This window comes from Methylibium sp. T29 (assembly GCF_000576205.1).
GTDB lineage: Bacteria > Pseudomonadota > Gammaproteobacteria > Burkholderiales > Burkholderiaceae_C > Methylibium > Methylibium petroleiphilum.
The window spans coordinates 1-3119 of record NZ_AZND01000327.1 but is presented as its reverse complement, the minus strand read 5'-3'; the positions used below and the strand labels follow the sequence as shown (position 1 = coordinate 3119).

Genomic DNA, 3119 nt, shown 5'->3' with positions numbered 1-3119 from the left:
CCAGCCCGTCGCCCTGGCTCACGCGGCGCAGCGCGCCGCCGAGCAGAGAGAGATCCAGCCACTCGGGCGGCAGCGTGCCCAGGCCGGGCGAGGGCCGGGTGCCGGGGTGGTGGAACATGCTGCGGATCAAGGCCGTTGCGTCGACCGGCGCGACCGGACGGCTTTCCGCCGGGGCCGCGGCACGCGCGCTGCGTGCCGGCGCGACGGCATTGCGCACAAAGAAGCCGCGCTGGCGACGGGCCTCGATCAGTCCCTGGGCAAGCAGCTGGTCGTAGGCGGCCACCACGGTGTGCGGGCTCACGCCGTGCCGCTGCGCGCAGTCGCGCACCGACGGCAGCCGCGCGCCGGGCGCCAGCAGGCGGCTGCGGATGCGCTCGGCGTAGCGCTCGGCGAGTTGCTCGGTCAGCGTGGTGGTGGCGTCACGGGTCAGCATGGCGGCGTGTGTCGTCGGGAGCGCCAGTACAGATCGGTAGTTGATGCGAGATTCTGTACTGTTGGTGTATTGGTTCGAAGCGTACAGTGCTTTCGCATGCCGATACAAGCCCTGCCCGTGAATGCCGCCGGTTCTGCCGCCCGCCACCGCGACGAAGTGCGCGGCCTGTGGCTCGGGCTGCTGGGGGTGGTGATCTTCGCGATCACGACGCCGATGACGCGGCTCGCGGTCGGCGATGTCGGCGACCCGCAGCTCACACCGCTGTTCGTCACCGCCGGGCGGGCTGCGGTGGCCGGGCTGCTGTCGGCGCTGTGGTTGTGGGTCGCGCGCGCGCCGCAGCCGCAGCGACACCAGCTGCGCGAGTTCGCGGTCACCGCCAGCGGTGTCGTGATCGGCTTCCCGCTGTTCCTGGCGTTGGCGCTCCGCGAGGTGGCGGCGATCCACGCCGCCGTCATCACCGGCGTGCTGCCGCTCGGCACCGCGGTGGTCGCGGTGCTGGTGCTGCGGCAGCGGCCCTCGCGCGGGTTCTGGATCTGCGCGCTGGCCGGCTGCGGCCTGGTGCTCGGCTACGCCGCGCTTCAGGGCGGCGGGCGCCTGAGCCTGGCCGACGGCCTGCTGCTGATCGCGGTGGCGAGCGGCTCCGTCGGCTATGTCTACGGCGCGCGGCTGTCGACCGCGATGCGTCCCGAGCAGGTGATCTGCTGGGTGCTGGTCGGCGCGCTGCCGCTCACGCTGCCGCTGACGCTCTGGCTGCCGCCAGCGTGGATTTCGGTGCGGTGCGCGGCGGCGCCTGGCTGGGCTTCGGCTATGTGGCGCTGTTCTCGATGTGGCTGGGCTTCTTCGCGTGGTACCGCGGCCTCGCGCTCGGCGGCACGGTGCGCGTGAGCCAGGTGCAGCTGCTGCAGCCCTTCGTGTCGATGCTGGCGGCGGTGCCGTTGCTGGGCGAGCGGCTCGACGCGCTGACCCTGGCCTTCGCGCTCGCGGTGATCGCCACGGTGTTCATCGGCAAGCGCATGCCGGTGCGGGGGGCGGCATGAGGACGCTCGGCGTGCTCGGCGGCATGAGCTGGGAATCCACGCTGATCTACTACCGCGATCTCAACCGCGGCGTCGCGCAGCGCCTCGGGGGCCTGCACAGTGCATCGCTGCGGCTGCACAACCTCGACTTCGAGCCGGTCGCGGCGCTGCAGCGCGAGGGCCGCTGGGCCGCTGCGGCCGAGCAACTGGCGGTGGCCGCCTGCGGATTGCGCGATGCCGGGGCCGAGGGGCTGCTGATCGCCAGCAACACGATGCACCGCGTGGCGCCGACGGTACAACAAGCCTGCGGTCTGCCCCTGCTGCACATCGGCGACGCGATCGGTGCGGCGCTGCGGGCGGCGGGTCTGACGCGCATCGGGCTGCTGGGCACGCGCTTCACGATGGAGCAGGACTTCCTGCGCGACCACCTGCGGCAGCGCCACGGTGTCGAGATGCAGGTGCCGGGCGAGGCCGACCGGGCCACGCTGCAGCAGCTGATCTTCGACGAGCTGTGCCGCGGCATCGTGCGCGACGCCTCCCGGCAAGCGACCCTGTCGATCGTCGACCGGCTGGCCGCCGACGGTGCCCAGGGCGTCGTGCTCGGTTGCACCGAGCTGGGCCTGCTGCTCGATCCCGCCGCGCTGCCGCTGCCCGGCTTCGACAGCACGTGGCTGCATGTGCAGCAGGCGCTGGACTGGATGCTCGACGACACCCCTCGAGGAGACCCCCGATGACCTGGACCCTGGCGCGGCGCACCGAGCGCATGAATCCTTCCGCGATCCGCGAGATCCTGAAACTGGCCGAACGGCCCGGCGTGCTGTCACTGGCCGGCGGCCTGCCGTCGCCGGACGGCTTCCCGGTCGAGGCGCTGCGCGAGGCCAGCGCCCGGGTGCTGCGCGACACCCCACGGGAGGCGCTGCAGTACGCCGCGAGCGAAGGCTACGGGCCGCTGCGCGAGTGGGTCGCGGCCCGGCTCGCCAACGACGGCGTCGTGGTCGAACCCGGGCAGGTGCTGGTCACCACCGGCTCGCAACAGGGGCTGGACCTGGTCGGCAAGCTGCTGATCGATGCCGGCAGCGCGGTCGCGGTGGAGACGCCCACCTACCTGGGCGCGCTGCAGGCCTTCGCGCCCTGCGAGCCGGCGTTCGCCGCGCTCGCCTCCGACGACGAGGGTCCGAAGCCCGAGGCCCTGGCCGGCGCCGCGGGCGCGCGCTTCGCGTACCTGCTGCCGAACTTCCAGAACCCGACCGGGCGGGTGATCTCGGAGGCCCGTCGCGAGGCCCTGGTGGCGGCGGCGCAGGCGGCTGCGCTGCCGCTGGTCGAGGACAACCCCTATGGCGAGCTGTGGTTCGACGCCCCGCCACCGGCGCCGCTGGCCGCGCGCTGGCCGCAGGGCACGATCTACCTCGGCTCGTTCTCGAAGATCCTCGCGCCCGGCCTGCGGCTGGGGTATGTGGTGGCGCCGCCGGCGCTGTATCCGAAGCTGCTGCAGGTCAAGCAGGCGGCCGACCTGCACACGCCGGGCTTCAACCAGCGCATCGTCCACGAGGTCGTGCGAGACGGCCTGCTCGATCGCCATGTGCCGACCGTGCGCGCGCGCCATGCCGCGCAACGCGACGCGATGGCGGCGGCGCTGCGCGCGCACCTGCCCGCCGGCGCCGAATGGCAGC

General features: G+C 73.2%; 3 protein-coding genes and 1 pseudogene. 3 read left to right on the top strand and 1 reads right to left on the bottom strand.

Annotation, left to right across the window (positions count from 1 at the left end):
- Positions 1-433: GntR family transcriptional regulator (locus x551_RS20295; RefSeq protein ID WP_036250666.1), on the bottom strand; the 433-nt coding region annotated here is incomplete at its 3' end.
- A 96-nt stretch (positions 434-529) separates the two neighbouring features.
- Between x551_RS20295 and x551_RS20290 the strand changes: the two are divergent.
- From x551_RS20290 to x551_RS20280, 3 genes and pseudogenes are all read left to right on the top strand, one after another.
- A pseudogene (locus x551_RS20290) lies at positions 530-1470 on the top strand (DMT family transporter).
- Positions 1467-2183, top strand: coding sequence for an amino acid racemase (locus tag x551_RS20285; protein WP_036231716.1), 717 nt, complete (start codon positions 1467-1469; stop codon positions 2181-2183). The pseudogene x551_RS20290 and the gene x551_RS20285 overlap by 4 nt, the downstream one beginning before the upstream one ends.
- The coding region (locus x551_RS20280; protein ID WP_036250663.1) for a PLP-dependent aminotransferase family protein at positions 2180-3119 on the top strand (940 nt) is incomplete at its 3' end. The genes x551_RS20285 and x551_RS20280, both read left to right, overlap by 4 nt.

Coding starts and splice junctions, on each gene's coding strand:
- x551_RS20285 (WP_036231716.1), top strand. CDS start 1,467: ATGAGGACGCTCGGCGTGCTCGGCGGCATGAGCTGGGAATCCACGCTG.